The following is a 15,615-nucleotide window of genomic DNA, read 5'->3' on the forward strand; positions in this document are numbered from 1 at the left end:
AATACTAATCATATCAGATGCCTCCTAGGGGTTTGGTTCTTGTAAAATTAGTATTCCTAGGATTAAGGTATCTGATTTTGTTATTTTATGGAAACAGATAATTGATTACTTGTAAAGTGGTGTATTACTATCTTTTATAGATTGTATTTTTATATTAGGAGGATGAATCATGTATCTTTATAAACCAACGGGCGTTTGCTCAAACCAAATTGAATTTTCTGTAGAAAATAATGTAATTCAAAAAGTACAATTTCACGGAGGTTGTCCAGGCAACTTACAAGGAATCAGTCGCCTTGTAGAAGGAATGCATATAGACGAAGCCATCAAGCGGCTACATGGTATTACATGCGGAGGGAAATCCACCTCTTGTCCTGATCAATTCTCTAAAGCCTTAATATCCCTAAAAAAAGAGATTGCATAAATAAAATCGCCCTAAGGCGATTTTATTTGCTTAATATTTTTTTAACCATCATTTCTTTTGAACAACATAGATTTCTAATTTTTGCTTCTTTGATAAGTTTATCACACAGTGCAAATTTCTCTTTATAATATTTATCTTCTGATTTCAAACTATTAAACACCTCATGAATTTTATCGACTAATGCTTTATCACTAAGTCTTTTAAAGGGTCTAAAGGTAAGCTCTTTCATAAAAACTCCTCCCATTCATATACTTCAGTATATGAATGAGAAATCCCTTTATGATTCATTTTATAGAATATCGTTTTAACTTTTCATAAAATGAAGTTTTTCCTATTTCCAAAGCCTTCATTGTTTTATTTTTATCTCCATGATAAACTTTTAGCGCTTTTTCTATAGCCTTTTTTTCTGCATGTTGTACAACCTCTTTTAAAGTAGTCCCTTCCTCTAAGTCTATAGCATCTTTACTCTTTATAGATAAATGAAAAGGTCGTATAGTGTTTTCTTCTGCTAGATTCACTGCTCGTTCTAAAACATTTTCAAGTTCTCTGATATTTCCTGGCCAGTCGTATTCCAAAAAATAACAAAGTGCTTCATCCGAAATACTTTTATTTTCATATCCTAATCGCTTACATATTTTAGGAAGAATCTCATGTGCCAACCCATAAATATCTTGTTTCCTTTCTCTTAAAGGTGGCATCCAGATAGGAAAAACATTAATTCTGTAATACAAATCCTCACGAAAATTACCTTTTATCATCTCTTCTTCAAGGTTTTTGTTTGTAGCCACAATCACCCGTACATGAACAGCTACCTCTTTTGTTCCCCCTATACGAAAAAAAGTCTTATTCTGTAATACGTTAAGTAGTTTTACTTGTATAGATAGACGCATCTCTCCAATTTCGTCTAAAAAAATTGTGCCTCCTGAGGCCACTTCAAACAGGCCTCTTTTCCCTTCACGGTTTGCCCCCGTAAAGGCTCCTTTTTCATATCCAAATAATTCACTCTCTAAAAGATGTTCAGGAATAGCACCACAATTTACATGAATAAAAGGTTCATCTTTATATTTGCTCTCTTTGTGTATGGCTTTAGCAAGTAAAGTTTTTCCTGTCCCACTTTCCCCTAGTAGCAATACAGTTGAATTTGACTGCGATGCTTTATAAGCCATTTGCTTCACATGATGGATTGCACCACTTTCTCCTAATATTTCCGAAAATAGTTCTTGTATATTTTTTTCTTTTTGAAGCATTTTTTCCATTTGTTCAATACGAAGTAGGGCTTCATCTCTTTCTTTCATCACATTTTCAAGTATAGATAGGTCTTCCACTTTCAAAGCAGCGCCCACTCTCTTTCCATCTACACTGATCGGTAGCAATGTAGAAAGAGTAGGAAACCCATTAATCTCAGTAAATTTATCTTTATAGCTGATATCCATCCCTTTTGCTACTTGATAAAATTCTTTAATCGTGTGTCCTTCCTCGTGAATTTCAAATAGATCTTTTCCAATCACATCTAATTGTTCTACATCTTCACCCTTTGCTCTAAAAGATTTTCCTAATAATAAGTTTACAATATTTTCTCCACGGGCTGTATATCCTTCTGTTTGATAAAATTTTACACCTTTTGTATCCCCATCAAGCACTACCATATGTCCTATAGACCGAATATATGGCATTTTGAAGGTTTCATCCTCCACGGTTATTACAATCGTTTTTTTTATAAAATTTATATCTACATTTACTTTTATATCTTGAAAAACTGCATCTACAGTAAAATGATCTTTTTTGATTTCCAATTTTTGATGCTTATATACCGGTGTAATTTCTTTACTTTTATATGCGCCAATTCCAATAAATACATCTTTCAAATTTATTTCACCATCATCAATACCTATATATGCTAACTCCTTGGGCGTAAGGCCGCCATCATCTTTCCCTAAGCAATTGTCTCCAATAATCACAATATCTCCATGATTTATTTTTCCTGCATCATGTCCAATTCCTTGCCCATGGCGTATCCCGAATATTTCCTTTGCTTTTTCATTATATACTTGGATTTTTCCGCTATCATCTATAAAAATAAATCCCGCTGTCATCAACTCCGCAAATTGCCTTATATAATTTTTATTTTCAAACATATTGACCATCCTTTTAAAACGCTTTTTACTTTCTGTTTCTAAGTATTGTTCTCACTTCTCCAATCATGTATAAGGAACCCGCAAATATAACCACATCTTCAGGTTTTGCTAAAGCTAAAGCTACCTCCACTGCATCCACAATCTTCTCTTTTGTCAAAGTAGTTTTTTTATATTTTTCAGTCTTTTCTTTTAATACTTCAATCGCCATAGCTCTTGGATTGTTTGGTTTTGTAAGAACTAGTTTGTTTGCAAGAGGAATAATTTCATCTAGCATAGAATCATCTTTATCCCCTAAAATACCTATTCCCAAAATGATATTTTTATCTATAAAAAGTTCTTTTATTACTTTTGATAAAGCTTTCATTCCTTGTGGATTATGTGCCCCGTCTATCAATACATAAGGATCTCTTTGCATCATTTCAAGTCTGCCAGGCCAGATGCTTTTCTTAAGCCCATCATATAAAGCACGTCTTGGAATGCTTACCCCATGTTCTTTTTCTAATATGTACAAAGCCGTAAGGGCTACTGTAGCATTTTCAATTTGATGTTCTCCAAGCATGGATATAGATATATTTTCTAATTTTCCTTCTCCATAAAAAGCATGAAAAACTTGTCCACGATCATCCTTCTTTAATATTTCAATACCATTTGTAGGCACTTTCATCAACTTGGCATTTCTTTTACTACACACCTCTTGAATTACATGCATGGCTTCTGTTTGTTGTGGAAAAGATACCACAAAGCTGTTTTCTTTAATAATACCAGCCTTTTCATACGCAATTTTATCTAATGTATCTCCTAAATAGTCCGTATGGTCAAAGTCTATGGGTGTAATAACAGATACCAATGGATTTTTCACTAGATTGGTAGCGTCAAATCTTCCCCCTAATCCTACCTCTAATACGACAAAATCTACCTTTTGTCTTTTAAAATATTCAAATCCTACCGCCGTAACAATTTCAAATTCAGTAGCGTGATTCATCCCACACGCAAGCATTTCGTCTACTTTATCTTTTACAAATTCTGTAACAGCTGCTAAATCTTCTTTAGAAATATGCTCTCCACTCACGCGTATTCTTTCTGTGAATACTTCAAGATAGGGAGAAGTATAAAGGCCTACCTTATATCTCGCTTCCTTAAGTACATCATGAATAAAAGATGATGTAGAACCTTTCCCATTGGTTCCTGCTACGTGAATAATTTTTAGCTTTTCCTGTGGATTTCCCATTAAATCTAATAAATATGTAATATTTTCTAGCCCTAATTTGCTTCCAAATTTATACGTTTCATGGATATAGTTCAAAGCTTCATCATAATTCATACCTGCTCCTCCATTTTCTTAATTATCTACTATTTTTCACTTTATTATATCAAATTATAAATATATAAAACAGCCGGGTATAAAACCCGGCTGTTCATTATTTCATTTTATTTTTCATGGTCTCTAATCGCTCTACTACTTTATCCATCATAGACTGATAATTAGTTTGCTTATTTTTTTCTTCTTCTATTACTTGTGCTGGTGCTTTTGCAACAAACCCTTGATTTGAAAGCTTTCCATTTACTCTCTTTAATTCTTTTTCTAGCTTTTCTTTCTCTTTCTCAAGTCTTTCCACTTCTTTTTCAAAGTCAACCAATTCATCTAACGGAAGGAATATTTCTACCCCTGCTATAACCGCAGACACAGCATCTTCGGGAATCTCTTTTTTATCTTTTTGAAGTACTACTTCTGAAGCACTTGCTAAAGTCATAAAATAATCTTTTCCCTTATTGATTGCTTCATATACTTCATTAGATGCAACCATCATTACTTTTGCTTTTTTAGAGGGAATTACATTCATCTCTGCACGGATATTTCTGATGCTTCGAATCGCATTCATAATGATTTCCATATCTTTTTCTTCTTGTATAAAATTAAGTTCTTCTTGATATTTAGGCCAATGCGCAATAATCACACTTTCTTCTTTTATAGTAGGAATATACTTCCATATTTCTTCTGTAATAAATGGCATAAATGGATGTAATAGTTTCAAATTATTCTCAAGTACCTTCGTTAATACATATAATGCTGCATCTTTGGTATATTCATCTTCTCCGTATAGTCTAGGTTTTACGATTTCAATATACCAATCACAATATTCATTCCAAATGAAATCATAAATCTTTTGTACAGCCATTCCTAATTCGAACCTTTCTAAATTATCCGTGACTTCTTTAGAAACCCTATTCATTCTAGATAAAATCCATTTGTCTGCTAACGCCAAATTTTTCTCACAAACATCTTTATCAAATGTATCTTTATTTAAATTCATAAGTACAAAACGGGTGGCATTCCATAATTTGTTTGCAAAATTTCTATTTGCTTCTACTCTTTCTATATAAAAACGCATATCATTTCCAGGACTATTTCCCGAAATCAAAGTAAGTCTTAATGCATCTGCACCGTATTGCTGGATAATCTCTAGTGGATCAATGCCATTTCCAAGAGATTTGCTCATCTTTCTTCCTTGATCATCACGTACAAGTCCATGTACAAATACATATTTAAAGGGAATATCCTCCATTTGATCGAGTCCTGAGAACATCATTCGAACGACCCAGAAGAAAATAATATCATATCCAGTCACTAATACATCTGTAGGATAAAAATATTTTAACTCTTCTGTATTTTCTGGCCAACCAAGCGTTGAAAATGGCCATAATGCTGAACTAAACCAAGTATCCAGTACATCTTCATCTTGTTTTATATTGCTACTATTACATTTATCACAAGTACTTGGCGCTATTTTAGATACAATGATCTCTCCACATGTCTGGCAATAATAAGCTGGTATTCTATGTCCCCACCATAATTGTCTTGAAATACACCAATCTCTAATATTTTCTAACCAATGAAAATAAATCTTGTCAAACCGTTCAGGCACAAATTGTGTTTTTTGCTCTCTCACAGCCTCAATAGCAGGTTTCGCAAGTTCCTCCATCTTTACGAACCACTGTTCACTTAGTCTTGGCTCAACCACTGTATGACACCTATAACAAGCCCCCACATTATGGGTATGGTCTTTTACCTTTACCAAAAATCCAGCTTCATCTAAATCTTTTACAATCATTTTTCTACATTCATAACGATCCATGCCTATATATTTCCCTGCATGTTCATTCATTTTTGCTTCATCTGTCATTACGGTAATTTGCTCTAAATTATGTCTTAGTCCTACCTCAAAGTCATTTGGATCATGGGCAGGTGTAATCTTTACAGCCCCTGTTCCAAAATCTTTATCTACATATTCATCTGCAATAATAGGGATTTCTTTTTCTACGATTGGTAAAATTAACATTTTCCCTACTAAATGTTTATATCGCGCGTCTTCTGGATGTACCGCTACAGCTGTATCCCCAAGCATTGTCTCAGGTCTTGTTGTGGCAATTTCTAAAAATTCTTCCGAATCTTTTACAGGATATTTTACATGCCAAAAATTTCCTGATTGTTCTTCATGTTCAACTTCTGCGTCTGATAGCGATGTTTTACAATCTGGACACCAGTTAATCAGACGATTTCCTCTATAAATATATCCTTTTTCATAAAGTTTTATAAAAACCTCTGTTACAGCTTTATTACAACCTTCATCCATTGTAAATCTTTCTTTTGACCAATCACAAGAGTTTCCTAGCTTTTGCATTTGCTCTACAATTCTTCCACCATATTCTTCTTTCCATGCCCAAGCTCTTTTTAAAAATTCATCCCTACCAATTTCTTCTTTTGTCTTTCCTTCTTCTTTAAATATTTTTTCTACTACCTTTACTTCTGTTGCAATACTTGCATGATCTGTTCCAGGTAGCCACAATGTTTCATACCCTTGCATCCTTTTATATCGAATGAGTACATCTTGCAACGTATGATCTAGTGCATGCCCCATATGAAGCTGTCCTGTAATGTTTGGTGGCGGCAGTACAATTGTGTATGGCTCTTTATCAGGATTTGGTTTTGCTTTAAAATAAAGTTTTTCTAGCCAATGATCATAAATTCTTTTCTCAAATTCTTGTGGATTATAGGTTTTATCCAAGTTTTTCATTGTCATACTAACACTCCTCGTTTTTTAAGATATTCTTTAAGATATTCTCTAATAAATACTAACCATTTTGGAAAATCACCATACATAATCATAAAACATCCTATTGCACCTATGAAAAATCCTATCAGCTTCAAAATAACAGGACTATTCATATTAAAAATCTTTATTATGTATTTTGTTCCATATACCAAAATCGCACCCATCATTAAAAATATTACACCTATAAAAAACATATCCTCACTCCTAAGGAATAATTTTAAAATAATTTTTCCCCAAATAAAAAAACTCTCATCCTAATAATATATAAGGACGAGAGGGTTCTTTCGCGGTACCACCTTAATTCCAAAATTTCTGGCTCTTTCACATAGATAACGGAATTACCCGGCTAAACCTACTATTATTTCAATCCAGCAACTCAGAAGCTACCTTCAATAACTTCTCCCTAAGAAATCTTTCAGCCTACGAATTTCTCTCTCTAGAAGGATTTAATTATTTACTCCTCTTCTTCAATGTTTATTGCTATATAGTTATATTTCCATCATTATATATTTTTTTGCTCATAAAAGTCAATACCTACCTCCAAAAATTATTTTATGATCCTTAAAGAATATCTTCTTTCTAAGTAATTGATCAATTGTTTTACTAACTCTACGTGATTACTATTCAACACATCCCATTCTCTTTTATAATTTGCATAAATAAATCTTTTCACACTAGAGCTAGGTGCATACGGATTTCCTCCATGTTCAACAACATCTTTATATACGCATAATCTTGTCACTCTTCCCTCTCCACTTTGCAGATTTAAAGGGTTTATACCTGTTTCATTTTGTTCCTTATGTACGAGTGCATACCAATAAAAATTATCTACTCTTCCTCTTAAATATCCTGCTTTGTGTTTTCCATCATCAATCTTTATATTATAATTCATAAAACCCCACTTTCTGAAAACTTGATGACCTAACAGTTCTCTTTAATATTTATATTCACTATTCTTCCCATTTAATAATATTTTTTTACATTCATTCATAGGATTGATATAGTGAATTTTTTAAGGGGGGGCTTTTATGAAAACTAATTTTAATCTTTCTCTCTATATACTACAATCCATATTCGGATTTTTATGCAGTTTTATAGGTCATATATTTTTACAAGTCGCTAAAAACACCTTGTATACCTTTTCTAATACAACGCTTATGCAAAACCTTGCAAATCATGCTATCGCAGGTATTCTTTTAGCATTTATAGGTTTTCTATTGTTATTTTATCTTGTATTTGTCACAGCTTTTTTTCTGCTTTCACATTGGTATACCTTAAAATACATCCTTCGTATTTTTACGATCCTATGGATCTTTCTATTGTTCATTGCAACCCTATATAATGCAATCTCCATCTATCATATTTTAGGTTATCTATTTGTTTTTGCTATACTCATATTTTCTATATGTTTAATCTTCCATTATTTTCATCCTGAAATTTAAATTCAAACGCTTCTCTGAATTATTCTATATAGATACGTGAGTAATTACACAACAAAGAGAATAATTGAAATAACGTAAAAAACCGAGCAATATTTCTCGATTTTTTTACGTTATTATTCATTTTAAAATCATTTATTCGCTGTCATTACTTAATTTTTTGCCAAAAGAAATTTCATTAAAATCTTGATTCGCAAAACTTGCCCATGCATAAAATACGATTCCCAGTGTAAACCATCCTAAAATGATCCCCCATTCATATGGCCATGCAAGTGAAGCTGGCGCACCTGGTAGATAAAGGCACATCATGCCAAAACTTAAAACGATAGCAATTATTCCTACAAGATTTCCCTTCTTCACCTTGTATGGTCTTGGCATTCCAGGCTCTTTTTTTCTGAGTACAAGAAATGATATTGAAACGATTAAATAAGAAACCACGATTGTAAACCCACCTGCATTTCCCAACCAGACAAGCATACTTTTTCCAAGAAGTGGTGCAAATGCAGATAAAATCCCTATTAATAGTATTGCATTTACAGGTGTTTTGTATTTCGGATGGATCTTTGCAAGAAAAGATGGTAACATTTTAGATTCTGCCATTGCATATATGGCTCTACTACCGCCAACAAAAAAGGAGTTCCAACTTGTGATTATTCCTCCCACACCACCTATAATAACAACTTTAGAGGCAAGAGGACTATTGTAAAATACCGCTTTCATGGCATCAGCCGTGACAAGACTTGACTTCATTATTTCTTTTACATTAAGTGATGTTGATACACTATAGATAATCATTACATACCAAGCAATCGCCATTAAGACGGATAGCATAATTATTTTTCCGATCATCTTAAATGGAATATTAATCTCTTCTGCTGCCTGTGGTATAACATCAAATCCTACATACATAAACGGTGTCATTACTGCTACTGCAAATATACCACTTTTTCCATTGACAAACATAGGCTTTATATTTTCAATATGTCCATGAAATAGCGCTCCTGTAAACAGTGTGATTCCTATGCACGCAATGATAAGTGTGATTACCCCTTGTAGAAATGCTGCTGGTTTTACCCCAAAATAATTTACAGTCGTTATGAGAATAGAACTTAAGACACCAACCAAAACCCACGATAGATATACATCATACCCTACGATTGTATACATATACCCTTTAAGATAAGAAGAAAAAAGATATTCAAGAACAGTAGGCAAAGCAACTGCTTCAAATGCTACAACAGATACATATCCTAAAATTATAGACCATGTACATACAAACGAAGCTTTGTTTCCTAATGCTCTGTGGCTAAATACATGTTCCCCACCACATTTTGGCATTGCTGCTGTAAGCTCTGCATATGTCAGTCCTACAAATAAAACCATTATACCACCTAATATAAACGCTAACATGGATCCAAATGCTCCTGCCATTCTGATCCATTCTCCCGTGAGGACAACCCATCCCCATCCTATCATTGCCCCAAAAGCAAGGGCCATGACGTCTTTCTTTGATAATACTCTCTCGAAATTACCCGAGTCACCACTACTCATAAAAAAAAGTTCTCCTTTCAATTTGTTATTTTATTAACCACTAAAAACATAACAATGATGTTTTTAATAATTTTCTAACTTTATTATTTCATTTTATCAAATAGAAATCGAATAAATAATCACATTCTATAATATTCTAAATTTTCCACTTATTAAATCATATCTTAAAAATCCAACAAAGTCAAATTATGCAACAATTCTTTTCTCAAAATTTTGCATATACTATGCATATTTATACTGATAATATTCCCATCGATGTCTCTATTTTTACTTCTAAATTCTGCTTATCAAAAATCTTAACGCTGTAACCATTACTTCTTTTCATGAATATTATAAAAGCATGTAAAAACTTTTATTATTTTGGAGGGATTATACATGAAAAACATGAAAAAAATTTGTTTCGTTCTTTCTCTTATTTTTCTACTATCTATTACTTTAACTGGCTGTGGAGAAAAAATGTTAACAAAAGTTACCGTGGCTGAAGTAACCCATTCAGTATTTTATGCACCTCAGTATGTAGCCATCACAGAGGGTTTTTTTGAAAAAGAAGGACTAGAGGTGTCACTCATCAACGGTCAAGGGGCTGATAAAACAATGACTGCACTTTTATCTGACCATGTTACCTAAAGATAGGATTTACAAAAAGACTAGAGCCATTGGTTTATCTCTAGTCTTAAAACATGTGATACGAATTTTATTTTTTCATATTTTTTGTTTGTGCCTTATCCTAATTTATTTAAAGCAACATGATACCTTGGATCTTCAATGATGTTTACTTCAATAATTTCTTTTGCATCTCTAATAAAATCATAGCATTCTCTGCTTAAATGCTTCAAATGCAGTTTTTTCCCTAGACTTTTATATTTTTCTGTTAAAGTATTAATACTTTCAATCCCTGAATGATCAAAAACACGCGCATACATAAAATCTATCACAATATTTTCTGGATCATTTTTAATATCAAATGCTTCTACAAAATTACGAGAAGATCCAAAAAACAAAGCACCTCTTATTCCATATACCTTTGTACCATCTTCTTCTATATACGCATTCACATCAATTCTTTTTCCTTTTTCCCAAGCAAATACTAGAGAAGATACAATTACGCCTACAGCTACTGCAATGGCTAAATCCTCAAATACAGTAACCACTGAAACTAATACAATAACAAAAGCATCTGCCTTTGAAATATTTCTCATAATTCTAAAGCTTGACCATTCAAAGGTTGCGATCACTACCATAAACATTACGCCAACGAGTGCTGCTAAAGGAATTTTTTCTATCAAATTCGCGCCAAATAATATAAACCCTAATAAAAATAATGATGCTGAAATTCCAGATAATCTTCTACGTCCTCCAGAATTAATATTGATCATACTCTGTCCAATCATAGCACAACCGCCCATTCCACCAAAAAATCCTGTTACGATATTGGCAAGTCCTTGTCCCATACATTCTTTATTACTTCTACCTCTTGTATCTGTGATTTCATCTATTAACGTTAACGTCATAAGAGATTCAATAAGTCCTACTGCAGCAAAAATAAATGCATAAGGAAATATAACTTTAAAGGTTTCTAAATCCATAGGTAGATTAGGCATATGAAATTTAGGCAGTCCTCCTCCTACACGCGCAATATCACCAACAGTTCTTGTATCTAGTCCAAAAGTATTTGCGAGTACTGATACGACAATAATTGCAAATAATGAGGCTGGTATTGTTTTCGTCAATTTAGGCAAAAAGTAAGTAATCATCATGGTTAATAATACCAATCCTACCATGATCCACAACTCTGAACCAGTCATCCAATGTAATGTTCCATCGCTAGAAACTACTTTAAATTGATTTAATTGCGCTAAAAAAATCACAATAGCAAGTCCATTTACAAATCCTAACATTACAGGATGAGGAATAATTCTTATAAATTTACCCAGTTTTAATACCCCTACTAATATTTGTATAATTCCCATTACAACTACAGCTGCAAATAAATATTCTACACCATGCTGTGCTACAAGTGCTACCATTACAACAGCTAATCCTCCAGTAGCTCCAGAAATCATTCCTGGTCTTCCTCCAAAAATAGAAGTTATGAGACCCACTAAAAAGGCTCCATATAATCCCACTAACGGCTTAACCCCTGCAACAAGCGCAAAAGCTACAGCTTCTGGCACCAATGCCAAAGCTACCGTAAGTCCCGATAGTATTTCGTTTTTCACATTCATAGTTTCAACATTTTCTTGATTAAATAGCATACATTTCCTCCAATTCTTATAGTGTCACAAAGCATAATAATATCATATAGTCTATATAAAATCTACACTTATCTTCTGATATTCCAGAGCAATCGCATAAAATATAATTTCAACTATAACTTTTCACAAAGTTTTTTAAATAGCATTGCGCCCTTAGAATATGTGATGTGATTATTTTTCTTAAGAAATGACCTGAAGCAAAGGCTTTACAGGCATAGCAAATAAACCTTTATACATTTAACTCATAAACCATTTTTTAATTTATTTTCAATTATACTTTCTTTTATCTCTTATCTTTTCCGTGCGATTGCCATGAAAGTTACCACCACTATCTTTCTCGCAACTATTTCTAATATAAATCCAGTAATAAATATTATAGTTCTTTGCATATGTCTTAATATACGTACCCTAATGAGGTGATTTTTTTGAAAGCTGCCCTATACTTGCGTGTTAGTACTGAAGAACAGGCTTCTGGTGGACACTCTATTGAGGCGCAACGTCAGGAGTTAATCAAATACTGTGATGCATTTGATTATGAAATTTATAATTTTTATGTTGATGGTGGATTCTCTGCTAGTACCATGGACAGACCTGCATTAAAAAAACTACTTGCAGATTGTGGCAAATATGATTTAGCACTAGTATGGAGATTAGATAGGATCTCTAGGGATATGGCTGATCTTATGAAAATATTAGAAGTCTTTACAAACGATTATGTGATATTTAAATCTAAAACAGAAAACTTTGATACTTCTACTGCATCTGGAAAATTAATGCTAAATATGCTAGGTTCTTTTGCTGAATTTGAAAGAGCTTCTATAAGTGAAAGAATCCAATTAGCGCACAGAAAAATACTAAATGAAGGGAAATGGCGTGGTGGGAAGCCTCCTTTAGGATATACAATCAACGAAGACAAGACACTTGAAATTAATGAAAATGAATCTTTGATTGCAAAAAAAATATTTGACCTTAGTGCAAATGAAAACATGGGAACTAGAAGTATCGCGATTCATCTTAATGCTTTAGGATATTTAACTAGAAATCATAAACCTTTTACTAGCACTGCTATTGTTCGTATATTGAAAAACCCAACTTATTATGGTGAGATGATTCATAAAAGGCAACAATATGTTAAAAAAAATGGTAAGAAAACAGTAGTCTATACAGATGAATATCATACCTTTAAAGGTCTCTATTCCCCTATCATTTCTAAAGAACTATTTTTAAAATCTGAAGAAAATATGAATAGACGAAAGCTCAACCGTGGAGCTTCTTCTAAAATCCCAAACCTATTATCTGGCATCATATTTTGTGGGGATTGCAAAGAATATATGCTAAGAAATAGCAAAAAAACTGGCGAGATATTTTTCACTTGTAAAAGCTATAAACACTATGGAAAATGTAGGCATCATTACATATCAGAAAATGTAGTAATGAAAGAAATCAAAAAGAGTATTCAAAATATAGAAGCATCGCAGAATATGGTTTATAAAATGAATAAAAAATTAGTTGAAGAAAAAAAACATAAGTTACATACCATTAGAAATGAGCTTACTACACTACAGGATGGTATTCGTAGTATTTCAAGAAGAAAAGATAAGCTATTCGAACTGGTTGAAAAAGAAATCATCACCGAAACAGATTTCATCGATAGAAAGAAAAAATTATCCAAAGAACAGGAAGAAAAAAGCAAACTCTTGAAGCAGCTGCAATCTAATATAAATAATATAAATAATTACCAAGGAAATAAAAATTTTATGCGCCAGCTAACACCCTTTCATGAAAAGTTTGATACACTCTCCTTCGAAACCAAGAAAAAAATCTTAAATAAAATTATTGAGCGTATAGAAGTCTTTGATAATGATAAAGCTTATGCTAGAAAAAAAATTCATATCTATTATAAAATATAGTTCAACGTATAGGAGCAGAGAAACGATCCCTGCTCTTATTAATCTGATCCTATTCTTCTCTCCATTGATCTAAATGCATATACCCTTCCAAAATAATATCTACTACCACATCAGGCAAAACTCTATTCCCATCTTCATCTGGCGTTGTCATAAAAAAAGCGATAGACGTACCATGATCTTCTTGATACCTTTTTCCATAAGGTGTCTCTACCCAATGATTCATATGCCTAACTCCCCTTCAACATTTACTACTAATATATATGAAAGTTAGTTTTGTCTATATTCCTTTCATGAAAACCCTATCTTTTGCTATCATTACCATCGAGTCAAGTAGACATCGGTTTTATGGGGCCTGAAGCGTCTGTTTATGTTTTTAATCAAGGAAAAGAAGATTATGCAATAAACTTTGCACAACTAACTCAACGAGACGGTTCTTTCTTATTAGCGAGAAAACCTATGCCAAACTTTACCTTTGCTGATGTATCAGGAAAAACCATTATTGGTGGACGTAAAGGGGGTATGCCTGAAATGACTTTAGAGTATGTGCTAAAAGAGAATAATGTAGTTCCTGAAAAAGACGTAACCGTACGTACCGATATTCAATTCGCTGTTATGGCAGGAGCCTTTACTGGCGGAGAAGGTGATTTTGTAACATTGTTTGAACCTGTAGCTTCAATGCTTGAAAAAGAAGGGGCTGGACATATTGTAGCTTCTATTGGCGAAGCTGGTGGATATATTCCTTATACTTGCTATTGTGCGAAAAAAAGTTTGATAGAAAGCAACCCAAAAGTAATTCAATCATTTACAAACGCTATCTATAAAGGGATGAAATGGGTTGAAACACATACCCCTGAAGAAATCGCTCAATCTATTTCTCCACAATTTCCTGATGCAGATTTAGAAATCCTAACAGAAGTTGCAAAAAGATATAAAGATCAAGATACATGGAAACCTGATTTAGTCTTAACAAAAGAAGGATTAAATCATATGATGGACATTATAGAACTTGCTGGTGAATTAGATCAAAGGGCCCCTTATGAAAAAATTGTTACCACTAAATTTGCCCAAGAAGCAATGCAATCTATCCAATAACTTTATTGCCACGTCTATCGCATTAAAAATAATTTTTAAGGTTCAACGTCGAATTTTGTGATCTTAGAAAAACAAAAGTTAGTCAACAAAAATAACAATATAATTATTTCCAAATACATTTTGATTAATGGCTTAAAATCAATGTTTTCATTAAATATATTCTATAAATTATCATTAAAAGATATATTGACCTAACCTATTTTATGCTGTTATCACAAAACTTGATGTTGAACCTAAATTTTCATGCGATTACCATGATTTATTGAATGTTTATGTAGTAAACTTTAAAAATTTATGAGATAATAAATGTTAGCATAAAAGATTCATAAATTTTTAGGAGGACAAAATGAAAAGATATACGAAAGTAATTAGAATGACTGGATTTTATTTTACAAAAGAATTTGAAAAGAAAAAACATCATAAAAATAAAATAAGAGAATTGAGAGAAGAAACAATCGCAAAATTCTTTTTAGAAGGCGATATGGAAATCATTGTATATTTCGAAGAAAGCGATCGTGAGATTCTTATTACATCTTCTAGTGACCCAAAAGATATTCAAAAATATTTAGGGAATAAATTTATACAATAAAAAATCTCTACACCATTTAAAATGTACCCTTTGTCAAGGACAATTTAAAAAAGCCTATGCTACATTAAGAAGATGATTTCTGTATTGAACAGGAGTCATCTTTTTTAGATC

The 15,615-nt window shown here is 32.6% G+C and carries 14 protein-coding genes and 1 other annotated feature; of the genes, 5 read left to right on the plus strand and 9 right to left on the minus strand.

Features of this window, described 5'->3' with window-relative positions:
* Positions 1–169 precede the first annotated feature (169 nt).
* Positions 170–421, plus strand: a complete 252-nt coding sequence (locus EV214_RS17685; protein ID WP_132248191.1) for a TIGR03905 family TSCPD domain-containing protein — start codon at positions 170–172, stop codon at positions 419–421.
* Positions 422–443: 22 nt separating this feature from the next.
* Here the strand turns inward: EV214_RS17685 and EV214_RS17690 are convergent, their stop codons facing one another.
* From EV214_RS17690 to EV214_RS17720, 7 genes are all read right to left on the minus strand, one after another.
* The gene (locus tag EV214_RS17690; protein WP_132248193.1) at positions 444–650 is read right to left on the minus strand and encodes a hypothetical protein; all 207 of its coding nucleotides are present in this window, start codon (positions 648–650) and stop codon (positions 444–446) included.
* 55 nt (positions 651–705) lie between these two features.
* Positions 706–2,556 (minus strand): sigma 54-interacting transcriptional regulator, encoded by a 1,851-nt coding sequence (locus EV214_RS17695; protein WP_132248195.1) that lies wholly within the window; start codon positions 2,554–2,556, stop codon positions 706–708.
* Positions 2,557–2,581: 25 nt separating this feature from the next.
* On the minus strand, positions 2,582–3,877 hold the full coding sequence (locus tag EV214_RS17700; protein ID WP_132248196.1) for a bifunctional folylpolyglutamate synthase/dihydrofolate synthase: 1,296 nt from the start codon (positions 3,875–3,877) through the stop codon (positions 2,582–2,584).
* Positions 3,878–3,974: 97 nt separating this feature from the next.
* On the minus strand, positions 3,975–6,635 hold the full coding sequence (locus EV214_RS17705; protein ID WP_132248198.1) for a valine--tRNA ligase: 2,661 nt from the start codon (positions 6,633–6,635) through the stop codon (positions 3,975–3,977).
* On the minus strand, positions 6,632–6,862 hold the full coding sequence (locus tag EV214_RS17710; RefSeq protein WP_132248200.1) for a hypothetical protein: 231 nt from the start codon (positions 6,860–6,862) through the stop codon (positions 6,632–6,634). Before EV214_RS17710 ends, EV214_RS17705 begins: the two co-directional genes overlap by 4 nt.
* Before the next feature lie 69 nt (positions 6,863–6,931).
* Positions 6,932–7,148: a binding site (T-box leader), on the minus strand.
* A 67-nt stretch (positions 7,149–7,215) separates the two neighbouring features.
* Positions 7,216–7,560 carry a hypothetical protein gene (locus tag EV214_RS17715; protein WP_132248202.1) on the minus strand — a complete coding sequence of 115 codons (345 nt, stop codon included), beginning with the start codon at positions 7,558–7,560 and terminating at the stop codon, positions 7,216–7,218.
* Positions 7,561–8,242: 682 nt separating this feature from the next.
* Positions 8,243–9,658: an APC family permease gene (locus tag EV214_RS17720; protein WP_132248204.1), complete on the minus strand. Its 1,416-nt coding sequence runs from the start codon at positions 9,656–9,658 to the stop codon at positions 8,243–8,245.
* A gap of 375 nt (positions 9,659–10,033) precedes the next feature.
* On the opposite strand from EV214_RS17720, the gene EV214_RS17725 reads away from it, so the two are divergent.
* Entirely contained in the window at positions 10,034–10,285 is a 252-nt protein-coding gene (locus EV214_RS17725) for an ABC transporter substrate-binding protein (protein ID WP_132248206.1), read from the plus strand.
* Between the two features lie 95 nt (positions 10,286–10,380).
* On the opposite strand, the gene EV214_RS17730 is transcribed toward EV214_RS17725, so the two are convergent.
* Positions 10,381–11,913 (minus strand): SulP family inorganic anion transporter, encoded by a 1,533-nt coding sequence (locus tag EV214_RS17730; RefSeq protein WP_207669728.1) that lies wholly within the window; start codon positions 11,911–11,913, stop codon positions 10,381–10,383.
* A 425-nt stretch (positions 11,914–12,338) separates the two neighbouring features.
* On the opposite strand from EV214_RS17730, the gene EV214_RS17735 reads away from it, so the two are divergent.
* Positions 12,339–13,823, plus strand: coding sequence for a recombinase family protein (locus EV214_RS17735; protein ID WP_165916459.1), 1,485 nt, complete (start codon positions 12,339–12,341; stop codon positions 13,821–13,823).
* 49 nt (positions 13,824–13,872) lie between these two features.
* Here the strand turns inward: EV214_RS17735 and EV214_RS18890 are convergent, their stop codons facing one another.
* Positions 13,873–14,046 carry a hypothetical protein gene (locus EV214_RS18890; protein ID WP_165916460.1) on the minus strand — a complete coding sequence of 58 codons (174 nt, stop codon included), beginning with the start codon at positions 14,044–14,046 and terminating at the stop codon, positions 13,873–13,875.
* 83 nt (positions 14,047–14,129) lie between these two features.
* Between EV214_RS18890 and EV214_RS17740 the strand changes: the two genes are divergently transcribed.
* Both EV214_RS17740 and EV214_RS17745 read left to right on the plus strand, forming a co-directional pair.
* Positions 14,130–14,915 (plus strand): ABC transporter substrate-binding protein, encoded by a 786-nt coding sequence (locus tag EV214_RS17740; RefSeq protein WP_279233157.1) that lies wholly within the window; start codon positions 14,130–14,132, stop codon positions 14,913–14,915.
* A 346-nt stretch (positions 14,916–15,261) separates the two neighbouring features.
* Positions 15,262–15,504: a hypothetical protein gene (locus EV214_RS17745; RefSeq protein WP_132248212.1), complete on the plus strand. Its 243-nt coding sequence runs from the start codon at positions 15,262–15,264 to the stop codon at positions 15,502–15,504.
* The last annotated feature ends 111 nt before the right edge of the window (positions 15,505–15,615 follow it).

This window comes from Marinisporobacter balticus, from assembly GCF_004345705.1.
Taxonomy (GTDB): domain Bacteria; phylum Bacillota; class Clostridia; order Peptostreptococcales; family Thermotaleaceae; genus Marinisporobacter; species Marinisporobacter balticus.

Bases quoted from the DNA above. Each gene is read 5' to 3' on its own strand.
- EV214_RS17685 (WP_132248191.1), top strand. From the start codon at position 170: ATGTATCTTTATAAACCAACGGGCGTTTGCTCAAACCAAATTGAATTT.
- EV214_RS17690 (WP_132248193.1), bottom strand. From the start codon at position 650: ATGAAAGAGCTTACCTTTAGACCCTTTAAAAGACTTAGTGATAAAGCA.
- EV214_RS17695 (WP_132248195.1), bottom strand. From the start codon at position 2,556: ATGTTTGAAAATAAAAATTATATAAGGCAATTTGCGGAGTTGATGACA.
- EV214_RS17700 (WP_132248196.1), bottom strand. From the start codon at position 3,877: ATGAATTATGATGAAGCTTTGAACTATATCCATGAAACGTATAAATTT.
- EV214_RS17705 (WP_132248198.1), bottom strand. From the start codon at position 6,635: ATGACAATGAAAAACTTGGATAAAACCTATAATCCACAAGAATTTGAG.
- EV214_RS17710 (WP_132248200.1), bottom strand. From the start codon at position 6,862: ATGTTTTTTATAGGTGTAATATTTTTAATGATGGGTGCGATTTTGGTA.
- EV214_RS17715 (WP_132248202.1), bottom strand. From the start codon at position 7,560: ATGAATTATAATATAAAGATTGATGATGGAAAACACAAAGCAGGATAT.
- EV214_RS17720 (WP_132248204.1), bottom strand. From the start codon at position 9,658: ATGAGTAGTGGTGACTCGGGTAATTTCGAGAGAGTATTATCAAAGAAA.
- EV214_RS17725 (WP_132248206.1), top strand. From the start codon at position 10,034: ATGAAAAACATGAAAAAAATTTGTTTCGTTCTTTCTCTTATTTTTCTA.
- EV214_RS17730 (WP_207669728.1), bottom strand. From the start codon at position 11,913: ATGCTATTTAATCAAGAAAATGTTGAAACTATGAATGTGAAAAACGAA.
- EV214_RS18890 (WP_165916460.1), bottom strand. From the start codon at position 14,046: ATGAATCATTGGGTAGAGACACCTTATGGAAAAAGGTATCAAGAAGAT.
- EV214_RS17745 (WP_132248212.1), top strand. From the start codon at position 15,262: ATGAAAAGATATACGAAAGTAATTAGAATGACTGGATTTTATTTTACA.